Here is a 16,917-nt window from a genome sequence, read left to right as displayed (position 1 = left end):
ATGGGTTTTCGATTTCAACGCTAGGCAGGCAGCAAAGCCATGTTCAAGGATTTTTACGCGCAACGCGGAGAGTATGTTGTGATCTCTGCTGAGCAGGCCAGCCGTTTCGCCAAGGGCGTGGCCGGCGATTACAACCCGATTCACAATCCAGATGCGCGCCGTTTTTGCGTACCTGGAGACCTGCTATTTACGCTGGTGTTGGTGAAGTTTGGGTTGTCGCGACAAATGGAATTTCGCTTCACCAATATGGTAGGAGCTGACACTCCTCTCAAGTTTAGTGAAGAAGCGAATGGTGATCTACTTGTCTGCGATGAAGGGGGCAAGTGCTATCTGCAGGTGACTCGTGGCGGAGAGGTGACTCACGATGAAGCGGCTATTGAGGCATTTGCCCGTTGCTATGTGGCGTTTTCAGGTAAGAATTTTCCTCACTATTTAAAGCCTTTGATGGAGCAGCATGGGGTAATGTTTAATCCCAAGCGCCCCTTGGTTATTTACGACAGCATGGGATTTTCCTTAGAGCGCTTAGACGGTTTCTCGCCAAACTTAGCCTTAACGAGCTCCTCGTTAGAGGTTCAAGGTAAGCGTGCCGATGCCTTGCTTGAGTTTTCGATTGAGTCTGCTGGAGAAGCGGTTGGGGTGGGCTCGAAGAAACTAGTTGTTAGTGGCTTGTGTGATTACGATGCGACTGAAATGGCAGCGATTGTTGATGAGTTCTATCGCTTAAAGGCGGCTTACGAGGCAGCGTAAGTAGCGCCGTTGCGTTAGCGTAATGGCGGGTGCCATTAACGCTAACGCTAAGGTATTCTCAAGGCCTATCAATTAAAAAACACGCGAAGCGCTCTAGGCGCTTCCGCTGGATACAAGAGGCTTTGCATGAATCGCATCAAAACGCTTTCGCTTGCCTGCGCAGCAGCCACGCTCGCCGTTTCAGCCATGAGTGCTCAAGCGCGGGATTTTCGTCTCGGCCTTATCACGCCTGCACAGCATCTATGGTCTACCGAGGCGGAAGCCTTTGCCCAAACACTTAACGAGCGCTCTGGTGGCGAGCATAGCGTTAGTGTTTTTCCAGCTCAGCAACTTGGCAATGAAGCGCAGATGGTTCAGCAGCTTCAAACTGGTGCATTAGATATGGCTTTCTTGACGATTGCCGAAATTTCCAACCGTATTCCCGATTTTGGCGCACTATACGCACCTTACTTGGTCGATGACGTTAATCACGCGGCACGTCTTTTACGCTCTGACGCGGCTGGGGAATTACTCGAATTAATGCCAGAAGAAGTCGGTTTAATTGGCGTTGGCTATGGCATGGTAGGCATGCGCCAAGTGCTCAGCCGTGATCCTATTGAAAGCGCCGATGATCTGCAGGGGCAGCGTTTACGTATTACCCCATTTGAGCCGATTCGTGATTTCTATACGGCTACTGGTGCGGCCCCTGCGCCCATGCCGTTATTAGAAGTGTATGACGCGCTGGCTAACGGTCAGGTCGATGCCATTGATATGGATTTCGACTCTATTTTAATTTTGAAATTCTACGAGCAGGCGGAAAACCTGCTGATTTCTAACCATATGATGTTCCCTATGGTGGGTGTCGTGTCTGGGCGAGTATGGCGTGAGCTGTCTGAAGAAGACCGTGAGCTGATTGACACTGCGATGTCTGAGCACCTTGAGAACGTGCTAGTGGGCTTTGAAGAGATGGATGCCGCTCAGGAAGAGGAAATCCGCGCCTTAGATATCAACATTGTTGAAGCGGATGCTGATTTTTTCTCTGACGCCATAGCCCAGTGGGAAAGCATCTGGGCGCCTAAGGCACCTATGTTAGAAACGTTACGCGACGAAGCTGACCGGTTACGTGACGAGTAGTATGCTGCAACGTTTTTCATCGGGGCTTGCACGCTGTGAAGAGATTGCCGCCGCTGCTTTAGCAGCGGCGGTTACCTGTCTAATTCTCACCAATATTGCGTTTCGCGCGCTAGGTAGCCCGCTTTATTGGATTAGCGAGCTGGCGATTTACGCCATGATCTGGATGACATTCTTAATAGCCGGCACGGTGTTTAAACGCCGCCAGGGAATAGCGGTCACACTACTGAGCGACCTGCTACCGCAAACCGGCCGGAAACTGATAGGCATCTGGGTAGATGCCATGGTGCTGTTATTTGCTCTGCTGTTAGCGTGGCTTTGCTGGCGTTGGTATCAGCCTCTTGCACTAGTGCAAGTAGGGTTTGATACCCGCGCTTTTCAGGGGCAAACATTCAATTTTATTTACGCTGAAAATACCTCCACTCTTGGCGTAAAGAAATTCTGGGCGTGGTTAATTGTGCCATGGTTTGCATTTTCTCTTAGCCTACATGGCTGGGCGAATCTTATACAGTCACTCAAACAGTGGCGAACCCCGACTCAAGAACCGACCGCCAAAACGCTACGTTAGCCCTGCTTACCCTATTGACGGTACGTTTATGACGATTGCTGTTTTTTTGCTGCTGTTGCTCGGCGCTGTGCCAATTGCGCTAGTACTGGCATTGACTGCCCTTTGGTATATCCAGATGTCAGGCAATACGGTGTTGTTTGATTCGTATCCACAGCAGCTGTTTAGCGCCATTGAAAGCTATGGACTGTTGGCGATTCCGTTATTTATGTTGGCGGGCGAACTAATGAATGAGGGCGGTTTAACCCGCCGTTTAATCGCTCTAGCACGCATTTTAGTCGGAGGGTTTCGCGGTGGTCTCGCCTATATCAATTTAGTCGCCAACATGATGATGGCTGCGATTATTGGTTCGGCAGCCTCACAAATTGCCATTATGTCCCGTGCGATGGTGCCCGCAATGGAGCAAGAGGGTTACGACAAATCCTACAGTGCGGCAATTACTGCCGCGGGTGGGCTACTGTCGCCGATTATTCCGCCGTCCATGCTGTTTGTGTTGTTTGGCGTCATGGCCCAAGTGCCCATTGCGGAAATGTTTATTGCTGGGTTGCTACCGGGACTGCTCTTAGGAACAAGCTTTTTTGTAGTCATTGCCTTGGTAGGCTTGGTTCAGCAATACCCTAAAGGCCAGTGGCCTACTCGCCCTCAGGCACTTCATGACCTGCTTTGGGGGCTGCCGGCACTACTCATTCCAGTGATCATTATTGGCGGTATTTTGTGGGGGGTTGCCACTCCAACCGAGTCGGCTGCGCTGGCCTCTCTTGCGGCATTGATGATGGGACGCTTTGTGTACGGAGACCTGCGCTTACGTCAGTTACCCCAGGTGCTGACTCGCACAGCGATTAATGCGGGATTGGTCATTATGCTGATTGCCGCCGCTGGCGTGTTTGGCTGGGTGGTGATTTACGAGCAACTTCCGCAAATGGCCGCTGCATGGATTGCGGCGTTGACCAGCGACCCCTTCGTGTTCTTGCTGCTGGTGATTGGCGCACTGCTGTTAGTGGGAATGGTGATTGATGGCATTGCGGCGCTGATCTTAGTCGTGCCAATTTTAATGCCCATTGCCCAAAGTCAGTTCGCTATTAGCCCGTATCAGTTTGGCGTGGTGGTGTGTTTAACCCTAGTGATGGGCTTATTGACGCCTCCCGTTGGGGCTGGACTGTTTATCGCCTCCTCAATGACTGGCGCGCCGCCGCTTAAAATATTTCGCTCGCTGCTGCCGTTTTTGCTAGCGACGTTAATGACCCTTGTGATTCTTGCCTGGGTGCCGTGGTTAACCAATGGGCTTATCCAGCGTTAATCGGCATTACATCCACCTCAACCTCAAGCTGATGTTCACCACCGCCGTTCATGACGCCTTTTAACGGCGCGACATCAGCATAGTCACGCCCCCAAGCGAGCACGGGATGCTGCTCGCCAGCAATGGTGCCGTTGGTGGGGTCAAGTGCCAGCCAGCCCCACTCGGGTATCCAAGTGGCTAACCAAGCATGAGAGGCATCTGCGCCTACTAAGCGAGGCTGGCCAGGAGGCGGTTGGGTTTCCAAATAACCGCTTACGTAGCGCGCGGCTAAACCCACTGAACGCAGTGCACCAATCGCTAGGTGAGCAAAATCTTGGCACACACCGCGTCGGTTAGTCAGCACATCGCTAAGCGGAGTCGCGAGCGTGGTGAAGCTTGGGTCGTACTCGAATGTCTCGTAGATCAGTTGATTGAGTGCCAGCGCGCTCTCTATAACTGGGCGGCCGGGTGTGAAACAGGTGCTAGCAAAGGCAGCCAATTCAGCGTTACGGCGAATAAACGGTGAATCTAAACGATACAGCTGCATATCAAAACGGCTATCGCCATTGAGTTGCTCGGCGACGCTTTCCCACGCGTTAGAGGTATTAGGTAACGGCGGCAGCGGTTGTGTGTTCAGCTGAGTTGTTACCGTCACGTCTAGGGATTGGTGAACATCTTCCATCGCAAAATAGAGCACACGATTACCGAATATATCCCGCCGCTCTGCTTGAACCTGTGGCAATGGACTGATGGTTAGCTCAGATGCACCGCATTCCTGGTGCAGTGTTTTGCGAGGCAACACACGTGCTTCACTATGACATAGCGTGACAGGCGCGCTGTAGTGATAGCGTGTGGTGTGCCGCAACATGTAATTCATGCGTCAGGCTCCATGCTCACTAATTGCCGCGGCCGCTCGACATGGCTGAAGTGGCTATGACTAATGGCATCTGAAAGTGCTGTTAGCGGATCAATCAGTTGATCAAGCAATTGCTCAAGCGCTTCTTGTGCCTCAGGGGTATCGGTAAGATGGTTGAGGCGATCAATATCGGCTAAATGAAGCGCCGCATTGGCCTGAATTAACAAGCGGCGCTCCGCATTTCGATAGGGAGACGAGCTGCCCGGCAGGCGGTTCATTTGACGTTCAAGGCGTTTGAGCATGTAACCCACTGAGCGAGGGTTAGTTTCATCAAAAAGAAGTAAATCAAGAATCGCTTCAGGGTGCAGTTCGCTGCGATACCGCCTGCGATACGCAGTAAAGTTGTCGGTGGTGGCCAGCACTACTTCCCAGAGTGCAAGGCCTGGAGAGTGAGGAGCGTTAAGGGTCAGTTTGAGAAGTGACAGCAGGCCTAAGACACGATCTAAAAAGCGGCCAATATCCATAAACCGCCAGCCGTAATGATGAGGCATAGTTTCGTTACACAGGCCAAAAAAGGCGGCTATTTGCGCGGAAAGCCCCTCACAAGCGCGTCGTGCAGCACTGGCACCAAGGCTTGAGTTAAACGCACTAACGCGTTGGCGAAGCTGGTTAATCACACGCCAAGAATCGTCCCCTAGATGGTCGCGAACGCTACGAGCGTTACGAAGCAGTTGGTCAAACAGCGCTTGCAAGGCCTGGGCATCCGTGTCGTCAAATTGGGCGAGCAACGCCGCGCGTTTCTGAACGAATCCAGCGAGTGGCGGTTTGGCGCCTTCACCGTCCTCGTTAAGGGTGGTGATTTCCAGTGCTATTAGCAGCTCATCAAGCAACTGGTCCGCTATCTCGTCCTGATCAATTTCCATTAATCGCATCAGCGCTTCACGAAGCAAACGCGCTCTAGCATCCAGACGTTCGCCGTAGCGACCCAGCCAAAAAAGACTTTCGGCCACACGGCTAGGGAGGTCCGTGCCATCCCGAGTGGCCACTACCGGACCACGGGCTTGGCGAAGCTGGCTGACATGGGGCTGAGGGGTGTTGGCGGTGACCCATACATCCTTCACGATAGGGCTGCTTAATGACGGAGTGCCAGGGGGGCCAACCCAGGCTAACCCGCCAGGCATAACATGATAGTCGCTGAGCTGTTGCCCCAGTGTTGTGATACTCCTCGCTGAGCGGGTAATAAAGCAGCGAAGGTTTAGCGTAGTGGGCGATAAACGTTGCATATTACTATCAAATATCGGCGCAGTAGCTGGCTGCGTCGTAGCATCTGCAGTAGGCAGAAGTAACTTTTCTCCTAGCAAATGCTCGCATAGAGCGGGCAGATAGTCGGCAAGCTCGGGTGACTCCAGAATGCCCACACCTAGAGCGTTTGATATCGCCACACCGCTAGCGCGGGTGGCTTGTAGTAAACCGGGCACGCCAAGTTGAGAGTCGCCACGCAGTTCAAGCGGGTCGCAGTAGGCATCGTCACAGTGACGCAGTACCACATCCACTGGTTGTAAGCCGCCTAACGTACGTAGCCATAGCTGTGAATCCCTGACGACTAAATCCTGTCCTTCGGCAAGATCGATATTGAGGTAGTTAGCAAGATACGCGTGCTCAAAATAGCGCGGACTGCTGGGGCCTGGAGTGAGCAGCACGACGTTTGGGTTGTCACGATGTTGATAGGCGAGCGCCGTTAGGGTGCGGTGATAATTGTCGAGAAAGCCAGCTAGCCGCTTAAGGGGGGCATTGCGGTACATTTCAGGCAGTGCTCGCGCCATTAAAATGCGATTTTCGAGGGAGAACCCTGTGCCTGAAGGGGCCTGCAAACGGTCACCAATTACGCGCCACTGGCCTTCAGTGTCCTGAATGACATCAACACCGTGGAAACTTATTGCCGGACGGTCGCTGGGTTGAGATCCGTGGCAGGGAAGCAGCAAAAGCGGCGAGGCAAGTAACGCTTGAGTTGGCAATAAGCCCGAATCAAACAGACTGCGCGCACCGTAGATATCATCAAAGAGAGCATTCAACAGCCGAGTGCGTTGAATCAGCCCTAATTCCAGAGCTTGCCACTGAGCGTGGTCGATGACCCAAGGAAGTGGGTCTAATCGCCAGGATCTGCGGGCGTCATCGTGCATATTAAAGATGACGCCATTTTCGCCCAGCAGCCGCTGAATCTCCTCATGTTGTTGAAGACGACCTTCTGGGCCAAGTGATTCCAATGACCCAAGAAGGCTTTCCCAGCCAGGCCGTAGTTGACCATGACGGTCCACCATGGCATCTGCAACGCCGAGCTGTCCCTCGCCAAGCTGATTTAAATAATCTTCTATAAGCCCAGCAGAGCCGAGTCCAAGAAGCGTGGGAGAGACAGGGGCCGTCATGATCCTTTTAGTCCTAAGCAAATAAGCAGCGAATTATCCTGCAGCTCGCCTTAATAGGAAAGCATTAGCTTGGCCTCCAGCGCAGGTCCAAGGTATTGGGAAGCTCTAAGCTGGACATTTCTGGCGCCGGAGACTGGTAACCATGGCGGTGGCCGTCGTCACTAAATCGACCCAGGCGCCGCGCTTCCGCTTCAAATGCATTGACAGGGAACGTTTCAAAGCTGCGCCCAGTAGGGTGTATGACGTGATAGGTACAACCGGCGACTGAGCGTTGATTCCACGTATCTATCACGTCAAATACCAGTGGCGCATGAATTGGGATTTGTGGGTGAAGTGCTGAAGGTGGTTGCCAGGCGCGGTAGCGAACACCGGCAACTGCTTCGCCGTTTCGACCCGTCGCTGAGAGGGGTACTCGGCGGCCGTTGCAGGTCACTAAATAGCGGCTGCCGGTCATGCCATTTATTTTGACTTCTAATCGCTCAACGGAAGAGTCAACATAGCGTGCAGTGCCACCAGCAGAAGACTCTTCACCGAGTACATGCCAAGGCTCAATCGCTTGGCGTAGCTCAATATCAAGCATGGGCGTATGCAGCCGCCCATGAACAGGGAAGCGGAACTCAAGGAAGGGTGCAAACCACTCAAGCTTAAAAGCAAAGCCATGATTGCCAAGATCGCTTAGCACGTCGCTCAAGTCTTCCCATAAATAGTGGGGCAGCATCCAGCGATCTTGCAGAGCGCTTCCCCATCGCACCGGTTTGGCGCGGTAGGGCGTTTTCCAGCAGCGGGCGACAAGCGCCCGAATAAGCAGCATCTGCATCAAACCCATACGTGCATGGGGGGGCATTTCAAAGCCACGTAGTTCGAGTAACCCTAAACGACCGCTGTCGCTATCCGGTGAATAAAGCTTATCAATACAGAACTCAGCACGATGGGTGTTGCCGGTTAAATCGGTGAGTAAATGGCGCAGTAGGCGATCCACCAGCCAAGGCTGAACAACTTCTCCCTCTGGCATTTGTTGTAGTGCAATTTCCAGCTCGTAAAGCGCTTCATGGCGAGCTTCATCTACCCGTGGTGCTTGACTGGTAGGACCAATAAAGAGTCCTGAAAAAAGATAAGAAAGGCTCGGGTGGTGCTGCCAATAGGTGACCAGGCTTGCCAGTAAATCAGGGCGGCGAAGGAAGGGCGAATCGTCAGGCGTAACGCCACCAAGCGTGACATGGTTGCCGCCACCGGTGCCCGTGTGTCGTCCATCCAGCATGAACTTCTCGGTGCATAGGCGCGCTTGGCGAGCTTCGTCATAGAGCCGCTCGGTCTGAGCGACTAGGGTTGGCCAGCTAGCCGCTGGCATAATGTTCACTTCGATCACACCTGGGTCAGGGGTGATCATAAAATTCTCCAGCCGCGGGTCACGGGGTGGGGAATAGCCCTCGATCATTACCGGGCAGCCAAGTGTTCGCGCGCACTCTTCAATACTGCTGAGCAGATCTAAATAGTGCTCCAGCTGGGTGAGCGGCGGTAAGAAAATATGCAGGCGGCCGTCTCTAGGCTCAATACATAAGCTGGTATGTATCACTTTATGGTCGCGATCGTTCTCAGGATGGGGTTGCTGTTGTACGGCTTCTCCTTCCGGGTGGCTAAGGCTTTGGTGTACGCTTTGACCATGGCGCTCGGCGCTGCTAAAGCGATGCTGTTCAGCATGTCGTCTAGCGACCTCTCCGTGGATATCACCAATCTCGGGGCGTGGCGCAAAGAGTGACTCAGGCTGCGGTTGCTCTTCTGGATCAGCCCAGGGAAGTGCGGAAAGGGGGAGCCGCAGCCCCATGGGAGAGTCGCCGGGAACTAAAAACAAATGTTCACGCTTGAGAGGCCAACGTCCGCTTTCCCAGCGGTGCGACTGAGCAATCGAGTGGCGCAAAGGTAATGCATAGCCAACTACCGCGGCTAAATCTTGTTCTAGTAGTCGTGCAAGACGACGGCGTTCGGCGTCATCTTTCAAATCGGCTTTTCGCGGGTCGATGTTTACTGGCAGTGTCTGTTCTTTCCAGAGGTAGTAATAGGCGTCTTCAAAAGCAGATATCCAGTAACGTGAGTCCACCCCTAAACGTTCGCTAAGCGCTTGGGTAAAGCGCTTAGCCATAGCGTCATCAACCTCCACCACCGGCGCACCTTCCATGCAGGCGAGCCATTTAGGGTCGCGCCACAGTGGTACTCCATCCTTGCGCCAGTAGCACGCTAACGCCCAGCGGGGCAGCGGTTCGCCTGGGTACCATTTGCCTTGCTGCTGCTGTATCACACTGCCAGGGGCATAGGCTTCCTGTAAGCGGCTTAACAGTACTTCAGCGCGTTCACGTTTATGTTCGCCAAGCGCTTCCGTATTCCACTGTGGGCTCTCCATATCGTCGACGGAAACAAAGGTGGGCTCACCGCCCATTGTGAGGCGTACGTCCTGAAGATTAAGCTCATTATCGACCTGATCGCCGAGCTGCAAAATTTCTTGCCACTGTTGATCGCTATAGGGTTTGGTTACCCGTGGGTCTTCGTGAATACGCTCGACGCGCATTTCCACATTAAACGCCACCTCACACTTATCAGAAAAACCAGTAATCGCGGCAGCGCTACCGGTAGTTGGCGTGGCGGCAAGCGGGATATGTCCTTCGCCGGCAAACAAGCCTGACGTAGGGTCTAAGCCAACCCACCCTGCGCCGGGAAGAAATACCTCTGTCCAGGCATGCAGGTCGGTGAAGTCTTCGTCGGTTCCGCTTGGGCCATCCAGGGCTTTTACATCAGGGGTCAGCTGGATTAAATAGCCTGAAACAAAGCGCGCAGCTAGCCCCAGGTGTCGCAGAATTTGCACTAATAACCAGGCGCTGTCGCGACAGGATCCACTGGCAAGAGTTAAGGTTTCCTCGCAGCTCTGAACGCCAGGCTCCATGCGTACCAGATAGCTGATGTCGTTTTGAAGGCGTTGATTAAGAGCCACCAAAAAATCAACGCTCGTGGTGGGTTCTCTGGGGACATCCTTAAGCCAGGCCATCAGCTGTGGGCCGGCCTCAGTGACTTCAAGATAGGGGCCTAGTTCTTTAGTGAGCTCTTCTGGGTAGACAAACGGAATTTTTTGCGCGATGTCGTCGAGAAAAAAGTCAAACGGATTAATGACAGTCATCGGGGCGATCAGCTCGACCGCAATGGTTAACTCTTTACGTGGCTCAGGAAATACGATGCGTGCATTAAAGTTACCAAACGGGTCTTGCTGCCAGTTAAGGAAGTGATCGCCTCCTGAAATATTCAGCGAGTAGGCATCAATGTGAGTCCGGCAGTGAGGCGCAGGACGGAGGCGAACAACATGGGGTGACAAATTCACCGGACGGTCAAAGTGATAAGTCGTTCGGTGATGCAAGGCAACACGAATGGTCATAAGCCACCCTCAAAATTAAGTCTATATCAACCGATTTGTCATTAAGACGCCTCGATTAAAAGAAGTAAGTTACGGCAGTATCGTTGTAGTTAGGTTTTTTTGCAGCTGCAAAATTCGCTAAGCCGTTTAAGAAGTGTAAAAAATATAAAATGCACCATTAGTGTTAGCTAATTGCACTGTTTTGGTGCTTTTGTGGATGGTTTTAAGTTTAACTTTGAAGCATCAACTAAAAGCAACAATTCAGTAGATGAGTTGAGTGGCGCGCGCATTAAGTGAATCCTTTTAACGTTGAAATATCGAAAAAGATGGTATGTATTTTGCGTGCTTATATATGAAGAGAACTGCGTAGATTGCGCGGGGTTGGCCTGCACTACGTTAGAGGAAGTTGCCGCTTCCACCATTGCGCCAGGAGAGCGCCCATGAGCCAAGTGAATTGGAATAACTATGCGTGTCGCGATTATTACGATGAGTTGCTAGCGGCACCAGGCAAGCCACGTGCCTCGGCTGATGAGCTGTGCAATATGTTGGCAAGGTTTAGTGCGGAAGAGTTGGCAGAGCGTAAGACGGCAGCAGAAATTGCCATCCGCACCATGGGGATTACGTTTACCGTTTATTCTGAGGGTGCCATGATTGACAGGGCATGGCCCTTTGATATTGTTCCGCGGATCATTCCTGCCAGCGAGTGGCGTAAAACTGAAGCGGGTCTAAAACAACGCGTTCAAGCACTTAATCTATTTATTGACGATCTTTATCATGGTCAAAAAGTAATTAAAGACAAAGTGTTACCTGCTGAAGTATTGGCTCAATCGGCAAACTTTCGGCCTCAATGTGTCGGTATTAACCCTCCTCATGGTATTTGGGCGCATATTTGCGGATCAGACTTAGTGCGTGGTGGTGATGGCACGCTTTATGTGCTGGAAGATAATTTGCGTATTCCCTCGGGTGTGTCTTACATGCTTGAAAACCGTAACGTTACTAAGCGTGTGCTACCTGAACTATTTGCGTCTGGCAAAATTCTTCCAGTAGATGATTATGTTGCCCAGCTATATGACATGTTAGCGTCGATGTCGCCTCGTCCCGGCGATGATCCTCAGGTTGTGGTGTTAACACCTGGTATCTATAACTCCGCCTACTTTGAGCATGCTTATCTTGCTCAGCAAATGGGGGTTGAACTAGTACAGGGTAGCGACTTGCTGGTCGATGACGATGACGTGGTTTATATGCGTACTGTTGAAGGGCTGCGTCGTGTTGATGTGATTTATCGTCGTGTAGACGACGAGTTTCTTGACCCTGAGGCGTTTAATCCAGATTCAATGCTGGGTGTAGCAGGGTTAATGCGCGCTTGGCGAGCAGGGAAAGTGGCACTTGCCAATGCGCCAGGAGCAGGGGTCGCCGACGATAAAGTCGTTTATGCTTTTGTACCTGAGATCATTCGCTACTACCTCGACCAAGAGCCGTTGCTGCCAAATGTGCCTAGCTATTTGTGCATGTTTGAAGATGATCGCAAGTATGTATTGGAGCATTTGGATGAACTGGTTGTGAAACCAGCAAACGAGTCTGGCGGCTATGGCATGCTGATCGGCCCACGCTCCACGAAAGAAACGCGCGATGAATTTGCTCAATTGATTAAAGCCAATCCTCGCAACTATATGGCTCAACCTACCCTGGCTCTCTCTACCACGCCCACGTTGGCGAATGGGTTGCCGCAGCCGCGTCATGTGGATCTTCGACCGTTTATTTTGTCTGGCCCCGAAACCCATGTGACCACCGGTGGCTTGACCCGAGTCGCCCTGGTGGAGGGTTCGCTGGTGGTGAACTCGTCTCAAGGTGGCGGCAGTAAAGATACCTGGATTGTTGAAACCGATGAGAACGCGGCAGCTGCCGCTGAGCACGAAGGAGCCTAGCGCCATGCTGTCACGCGTTGCTGAAAACCTTTATTGGATGGCGCGTTACATCGAGCGGGCCGAAGACACTGCTCGGTTACTGAGCGTTAATAGCCATTTAATGTTGGATCTACCGCGGCACTTGCCCCTTGGCTGGGCGCCGTTAATAGAGATGACCGGTACGTTGGAAGCATTTAATGAGCGCCATTCAAGCTTTGATGAGCGAAGCGTAGTGCACTTTTTGTGTGCCGATGCGCAAAATGGTAGCTCTATTTTGGCCGCCTTAGCGAGCGCCCGAGAAAACCTGCGCACAACCCGCGATGTCGTGCCGAGGGAAATCTGGGAGGAGGTCAATCAACTCTATCTTAGTGTTGCAGAGCATGCGGAAAATGGCGTTAGTCCGCGGCGTAGGGACACCTTTTTAAAGAGTGTGATTCGTGGTTGCCAAACATTAACTGGTTTAATCGAAGGGACACTTAGTTATGGCCCTGCTCGAACCTTTATTAAACTGGGGCGCCATTTAGAGCGAGCGGACATGACCACTCGCATTGTTGATGTTCGTTCAGCCAGCCTGCTTCCACAAAACCCTGAAGAGCTGCTGCCATTTGAAAACCTGCAATGGATGAGTGTCCTGAAGTCGCTCACTGCTTACCAGATGTATCGCCAGCAAGTACGTTTGCGGGTGCGCGGACCCGATGTGCTGCGTTTTTTACTGCAAGATCCTAATCTTCCTCGCTCTATCGCTTGCAGTTTGGAAACGGTAGGGCACGAACTTCAGCTGTTACCCCGACAAGATCGCGTGGCAGCAACGGTATCGCTTGTTCGAGCAGATGTGGTGGACGCCGATATTCAGGCACTCGCCCATTCGCCAAGCAAGCTACACGCCTTTGTGGATGAACTACAGATTGGCTTCGCTGCTATACACGACACATTAAGTGCAACTTACTTTGTTAATAGTGACGGGGTACCCCGTGTTACGCAGTTCCAATCGCAAAGCCACACAGGGGATGACGATAACGATTAACGGTTGCTAAGCATGCAGGGGCTGGCGTTTGCACTCTGAACCAGTTGATGCAGATACGTCAGCTTCTCACGCACTGCAGGTACAATTACGCCGGGTGCTAAATCGAGCAAGCCCATATCACGATTAAGTTCGTTAACCGCCATGCCTACCTGGTGAAACGCCCTTAGCATGCCGTCCAAAGTACCATCACACTCAGCTCGAGAAAGTCCCATATGCAACGCTGTATCAAGCACGGCCACCATGTCCAGATAAAATGCAAAGGTTTCGGCAAAGTCTTCCCAGGGGTGCATGGTGGCATATGCGGAAATAAACTGGGTTGCCCAATTGGAAGGTGTGCCTTGCTGATAGTACCGCTCTAATGCGTCAATGTAGGCAGGGTTATTATGGTCACCAAACACGTTGCGGCAGGCATTTTCATCCCGGCCCTTTACCAGTAAATCCCAATAGTAATGACCAATCTCATGTCGGAAGTGGCCGATCAATGTGCGGTGGGACTCATTCATATCAACCCGCAGCCGCTCGCGCTCAACGTCGTCGGCCTCTTTTACATTGATGGTGATATGGCCGTTAGCGTGGCCGGTATATACCTTCTCTTGGCTGGCAGTAGAACGCCAAAGCCCTTGATCGGGCAGAGCATCCGCCATAAACGAGAAGCTTAGTGGGACACGAATGTTTTCCCCGTTAATACCGTGAGGAAGCTTTAATAAATCAAGTGTGTGAAATAACCGTCGCTTGGCAGCTTCAAGTGCAGCCCAGCGTTCTCGGTTGCCACTGATAGTTAAGTCAGGAATCATTTCATTGTAACGGCAACAGTCACACAGCGTATCGGCATGTCCTTCTGCCATCACCACCATACGGTTACACACATTCTCAACCGCATAGTTGTGGCATTTCATTAAGGCTGTCCCGCAGCCTGGGTGAGTGCAGCGGTATCCCCCATTTTGTAGCGGTTCAAGTGCCACAATACACGTGCAAGCAGGGCACCAGCCAACCTCAGATTCGCAGGCCAAGCAATGCGTGTTTTCAAAAAATAGCGGATTGCCACAGCGGCAGCTAAAGGTCTGCATGGATGCCTCCTTGGGTGATGACCTGTGCGACGGCCACCTGCATCTGAAAAACGCACGCTCCACTGTGTAGCGTTAGCGCTAATAGCCAGCATAGCGAGGGCAGTGCGACTATGGAAAGCGTAAATCTTAACGCTGAGTTGCCTAACTCTTTATCAAGTGGCTAATTGACGTTTACGTCAACTTGCTGATATACCCTAGGGTTCATATTTGCGTCTCATAATAAACACAACGATGAGGAAGGTAGTCATGTCCGTTCGTGAAATTCCAATGTATATCGATGGCCAACCAGTAATGTCACAAAGCCAGGATTGGCGTGATGTGGTTAATCCTGCGACTCAGGAAGTGGTAGCCCGAGTGCCATTTTGTACCGCTGAAGAAGTGGAGCGTGCGATTGCCAGTGCTAAAACAGCTTTTAAAAGCTGGCGTAAAGTGCCGCTTGGCAAGCGTATGCGCATCATGCTGAAACTTCAGGCACTGATACGCGAAAATACTGCTGAATTAGCCGCGCTGATTACGGAAGAGCACGGTAAAACCCTGCCTGACGCTGAGGGTGAAGTGGGGCGCGGTTTAGAAGTCGTTGAGCACGCTTGTTCAATTACGTCGCTGCAGCTGGGTGAGCTGGCGGAAAACGCCGCGAATGAAGTCGATGTTTACACCATGCACCAGCCATTGGGCGTTGGCGCAGGCATTACCGCCTTCAACTTCCCGATAATGCTGCCCTGTTTTATGTTCCCGCTAGCCATCGCAACGGGAAATACCTTTGTATTGAAACCGTCTGAGCAAGATCCTAGTTCCACCATGCGACTGGTTGAACTTGCCCATGAGGCGGGCGTCCCGGCAGGCGTTTTAAACGTAGTCCATGGCGGCCCAGATGTTGCCAACCAGATCGCCGATCATCAGGATATTAAAGCACTTTCGTTTATTGGCTCGACCCATGTGGGCTCCTTGCTTTACAACCGTGCAGCCGCCGCAGGTAAGCGTATGCAGTCGATGATGGGAGCTAAAAACCACTGTGTTGTCATGCCGGATGCCAACCGTAGTCAGGCGATTGATAGCCTACTTGGTTCGGCGTTTGGTGCTGCTGGTCAGCGCTGCATGGCTAACTCGGTTGTCGTGCTAGTAGGCGAGGCTCGTGAGTGGCTAAAAGATATTGAGGAAGGCGCACGTAGCATGAAAGTCGGTCCTGGCACTCAGCGCGATGCAGACCTAGGGCCGCTTGTCTCACCTCAAGCGAAAGAGCGCGTTGAACGCCTGATTACAGCAGGTGAAAAAGAGGGCGCTAAACTACTGGTAGACGGCCGTGGCTGCACGGTAGATGGCTATCCAAACGGTAATTTTGTTGGCCCAACGCTGTTTGCCGATGTGACCGCTGATATGACGGTGTACCGGGAAGAGATTTTTGGTCCAGTGCTGTGTGTGGTCAGTGTGGAAACGCTGGATGACGCCATTGCGTTTATCAACGCTAACCCTAACGGCAACGGTACGTCGATATTTACCAACTCAGGCTGGGTAGCTCGGCGCTTTGAAACCGACATCGACGTAGGCCAAATTGGTATCAACGTTCCGATTCCTGTACCCGTCGCGTACTTCAGCTTTACGGGTTCGCGAGCTTCCAAGCTTGGCGACTTGGGGCCGAATGGCAAGCAGGCAATTACCTTCTGGACGCAAACCAAAACGGTCACGGCCCGCTGGTTTGAGCCAGAAAATGTATCTAGTGGGATTAATAGCACTATTTCGTTGAGTTAATTGCACTATGTAAAAGCCCCGCAATAAGTGGGGCTTTTACAGTGTCGACTCAAGTATCCTGAAATAGTGGCAGGCTTCTTTTTAGGAGCTGGCCGATAGGGCCAAGCTGACTGGCGTGCATGACAAGAATGGTCGGAGTGACAGTTTGCGTTTTTGCATTGTGAGGAACTAGCAGCGCAAATTCACCTTCTTCGAGATGAAATTCATGGAGCTCACGCAAGCCATCGGGTGTTTCGCACTGAGAGCAGCGGTAGTTATCATCTTCGCCATAAACTAAGCGATGATACATCTTGAAGAGCGTATAAATGGCTAAACCGCCTTTCAAAGCAGGCCAGCGGGAAGGCGTACTGCGCAGCGTATCAGAAACAATGCTGCCCTCGGCTTCTGCGTTGGCGAATACGCTAGCCAGTGGTGCTGAAAGAAGCGACGTGTTAGCGCTTAACGACGTCTCGTGTTCTTGAGGGTTCGAGGAGACCTCGTTAACCACTCGGTGGAAATCATCTAACGAGGCAAGCGGAAAGTCTTTGTGCTTTAGATCACTTGGCTCGAAGCCGCCGTTTTCCCAGCCATGGATAACGCGGAGCGTAGCACGCGCTTGATGCATAGGCAGTGCGAGAAGGATGTGTAGCATTATCCGAATATGAAGCTGTCGCTCATCAGTGTCGTTTTTAAACGCACAATAAGGGTCCGCAAAAAGAGTATGCAAGCGCCCAGGCGTATGCTCTTTGGCTTCGGAATAATGCATATTGGTGTCCCTGTTAATTGCCGCTTGACGCATTCACTGCACGGCTTATATGTCATTGAA

Annotated in this window: 12 protein-coding genes; 7 read left to right on the top strand and 5 right to left on the bottom strand. The window is 52.0% G+C overall.

The window, feature by feature from the left end; translation table 11 throughout:
* Positions 1–39: 39 nt before the first annotated feature.
* From B6A39_RS13565 to B6A39_RS13550, 4 genes are all read left to right on the top strand, one after another.
* Positions 40–747 carry a DUF3581 family protein gene (locus B6A39_RS13565; protein ID WP_083006552.1) on the top strand — a complete coding sequence of 236 codons (708 nt, stop codon included), beginning with the start codon at positions 40–42 and terminating at the stop codon, positions 745–747.
* Positions 748–873: 126 nt separating this feature from the next.
* Positions 874–1,860: a TRAP transporter substrate-binding protein gene (locus B6A39_RS13560; RefSeq protein ID WP_083006550.1), complete on the top strand. Its 987-nt coding sequence runs from the start codon at positions 874–876 to the stop codon at positions 1,858–1,860.
* Between the two features lies 1 nt (position 1,861).
* Entirely contained in the window at positions 1,862–2,425 is a 564-nt protein-coding gene (locus tag B6A39_RS13555; protein ID WP_083006548.1) for a TRAP transporter small permease, read from the top strand.
* A gap of 28 nt (positions 2,426–2,453) precedes the next feature.
* The gene (locus tag B6A39_RS13550; protein ID WP_083006546.1) at positions 2,454–3,719 is read left to right on the top strand and encodes a TRAP transporter large permease; all 1,266 of its coding nucleotides are present in this window, start codon (positions 2,454–2,456) and stop codon (positions 3,717–3,719) included.
* Here the strand turns inward: B6A39_RS13550 and B6A39_RS13545 are convergent.
* The 3 genes from B6A39_RS13545 to B6A39_RS13535 all read right to left on the bottom strand — a co-directional run bounded on the left by B6A39_RS13545 (position 3,706) and on the right by B6A39_RS13535 (position 10,392).
* Positions 3,706–4,575, bottom strand: a complete 870-nt coding sequence (locus B6A39_RS13545) for a transglutaminase family protein (protein ID WP_083006544.1) — start codon at positions 4,573–4,575, stop codon at positions 3,706–3,708. The genes B6A39_RS13550 and B6A39_RS13545 overlap by 14 nt on opposite strands.
* On the bottom strand, positions 4,572–6,977 hold the full coding sequence (locus tag B6A39_RS13540) for a circularly permuted type 2 ATP-grasp protein (RefSeq protein WP_083006542.1): 2,406 nt from the start codon (positions 6,975–6,977) through the stop codon (positions 4,572–4,574). The genes B6A39_RS13545 and B6A39_RS13540 overlap by 4 nt, the downstream gene beginning before the upstream one ends.
* 64 nt (positions 6,978–7,041) lie before the next feature.
* Positions 7,042–10,392 (bottom strand): transglutaminase family protein, encoded by a 3,351-nt coding sequence (locus B6A39_RS13535; protein WP_083006540.1) that lies wholly within the window; start codon positions 10,390–10,392, stop codon positions 7,042–7,044.
* A gap of 419 nt (positions 10,393–10,811) precedes the next feature.
* Here B6A39_RS13535 and B6A39_RS13530 point away from each other — a divergent pair, with 419 nt between their 5' ends.
* On the top strand, positions 10,812–12,296 hold the full coding sequence (locus B6A39_RS13530; RefSeq protein WP_083006539.1) for a circularly permuted type 2 ATP-grasp protein: 1,485 nt from the start codon (positions 10,812–10,814) through the stop codon (positions 12,294–12,296).
* A 4-nt stretch (positions 12,297–12,300) separates the two neighbouring features.
* Positions 12,301–13,299, top strand: coding sequence for an alpha-E domain-containing protein (locus B6A39_RS13525; protein ID WP_083006537.1), 999 nt, complete (start codon positions 12,301–12,303; stop codon positions 13,297–13,299).
* Here the strand turns inward: B6A39_RS13525 and B6A39_RS13520 are convergent.
* Positions 13,296–14,366: a zinc-binding metallopeptidase family protein gene (locus B6A39_RS13520; RefSeq protein WP_083006535.1), complete on the bottom strand. Its 1,071-nt coding sequence runs from the start codon at positions 14,364–14,366 to the stop codon at positions 13,296–13,298. The genes B6A39_RS13525 and B6A39_RS13520 overlap by 4 nt on opposite strands.
* Before the next feature lie 246 nt (positions 14,367–14,612).
* Between B6A39_RS13520 and B6A39_RS13515 the strand changes: the two genes are divergently transcribed.
* Positions 14,613–16,112, top strand: a complete 1,500-nt coding sequence (locus tag B6A39_RS13515; protein WP_083006533.1) for a CoA-acylating methylmalonate-semialdehyde dehydrogenase — start codon at positions 14,613–14,615, stop codon at positions 16,110–16,112.
* A gap of 49 nt (positions 16,113–16,161) precedes the next feature.
* On the opposite strand, the gene B6A39_RS13510 is transcribed toward B6A39_RS13515, so the two are convergent.
* Positions 16,162–16,857 carry a hypothetical protein gene (locus B6A39_RS13510; RefSeq protein ID WP_083006531.1) on the bottom strand — a complete coding sequence of 232 codons (696 nt, stop codon included), beginning with the start codon at positions 16,855–16,857 and terminating at the stop codon, positions 16,162–16,164.
* Positions 16,858–16,917: the final 60 nt, after the last annotated feature.

Source organism: Halomonas sp. GT, assembly GCF_002082565.1.
Lineage (GTDB): Bacteria > Pseudomonadota > Gammaproteobacteria > Pseudomonadales > Halomonadaceae > Vreelandella.
The sequence above is the reverse complement of the archived record's forward strand: the minus strand, read 5'-3'. Positions and strand labels throughout refer to the sequence as shown.